This is a genomic window from Streptomyces sp. NPDC050528, from assembly GCF_044457795.1.
GTDB lineage: Bacteria > Actinomycetota > Actinomycetes > Streptomycetales > Streptomycetaceae > Streptomyces.
In genome coordinates, this window is the sequence record NZ_JBITHH010000038.1 from 1 (window position 1) to 1,490 (window position 1,490).

The 1,490-nt window shown below is 68.9% G+C and carries 1 protein-coding gene; it reads right to left on the bottom strand.

What is annotated here, in order from left to right:
• Positions 1-23 precede the first annotated feature (23 nt).
• Positions 24-1,226 carry an IS110 family transposase gene (locus tag ACIBK4_RS50470; RefSeq protein ID WP_399006973.1) on the bottom strand — a complete coding sequence of 401 codons (1,203 nt, stop codon included), beginning with the start codon at positions 1,224-1,226 and terminating at the stop codon, positions 24-26.
• Positions 1,227-1,490: the final 264 nt, after the last annotated feature.

Sequence of the window (1,490 nt, forward strand, 5' to 3'; positions counted from 1 at the left end):
GGGGGGTGCCTCTATGTCTTTCGTCAAGCGAGGCGTGGGGTTCTGGGTTCGTAGAAGGTGCCGTCGCGGAGCATCGCGAACAGGACGTTGATGCGTTGGCGGGCGAGGCGGAGGAGGGCTTGTGTGTGGGTCTTTCCGCGGGCCCGGCATTTGTCGTAGTAGGTGCGGGAGGAGGGATTGTGCAGGGCGGCGAACGCGGAGAGGAACATCGCGCGTTTGAGTTGCCGGTTTCCGCCTCTGGGGGCGTGTTCGCCGTGGATCGAGGTCCCCGACGACTTCGTGGTCGGGGCGAGGCCGGCGTAGGAGGCGAGGTGGGCGGCGGTGGGGAAGCCGGTGCCGTCGCCGACGGTGACCAGCAAGGTGGCGGCGGTCCTGACGCCGACGCCGGGCAGCGACGTCAGGACCTTCGAAAGAGGGTGGTCCTCCAGCAGGACTGTGATCTGGGCTTCTGTGGCCCGGCGTTGTTCGTGGACAGCGCCGAGGGAGCGGGCCAGGGAGGGGATCACGATGTCGAGGGTGCCGGTCCCGGGGACGACGACGGTCTGCTCGTCGAGCGCGTCGAAGACGTTGTCGATCAGCCGTGTCGCCATGCGCGGGGCCTTGGGCCGGATCACTTCAACCAGCTTGCGGCGTCCGGCTTTTCGCAGGGCGGCTGGGGATCCGTAGCGTTCCAGCAGCCAGGTCACGGCGGGGTGGTCCAGGCGTGGTCCGAGCACGCGTTCCAGGCTGGGGTGGAACTGGGTGAGCAGGCCGCGGATCCGGTTGGAGGTGCGGGTGGCCTCGGCCGCCAGGTCCTGGTCGAAGCCGACGAGGACCGTGAGCTCAGCGGTGATCTCGTCGGTGAGTTCCAGCGAGCGCAGGGTGTGCGGCATGGTGCGGGCCGCGTCGGCGATCACGGCCGCGTCGCGGGCGTCGGTTTTGGCCTCGCCGGGGTAGAGGTCGGCGATCCGCCGCATCGACAGGCCCGGCAGGTAGGCGACCTTGCAGCCGGCATCCCGGGCCACCGTCAGGGGCAGGGCACCGATCGAAGCGGGCTGGTCCACGATCACCAGGACGGTGCCGAACTTGGCCTTCAGCTTCTCGAAGACGTCCCGCAGCTTCGGCTCGGTGTTGGGCAGCTGCTTGTCGAAGACCTTCTTGCCGGCCGGGGTGAGTCCGTGGCCGTGGTGGTGGCTCTTGCCGACGTCCAGGCCCAGGAAGACGTCTATCCCGTCATTGTCGTTCACGCCGTCCTCCCGAATGGGGTTGTGCGGTGCTGGCCGGGGCGTTGGCGTCGTGCGCGCATCCACGTTATGCAGACCTGCCGCCCACCAGGTGCCGGGCGTTGCGCTCGGCCGGGCGGTAGTCGGACCTCTCATCAGCGTCTCCAACGGCGCCTCTCGGGCCCGGTGGCACCACCCCCCAGGTCATCGGTTCGACAGGGGGGAACAGCCATGCCGGGCCCGGAGGCCAGCGGCCCTCTTGCAGGACCGCAGAAAACATAACGGGGG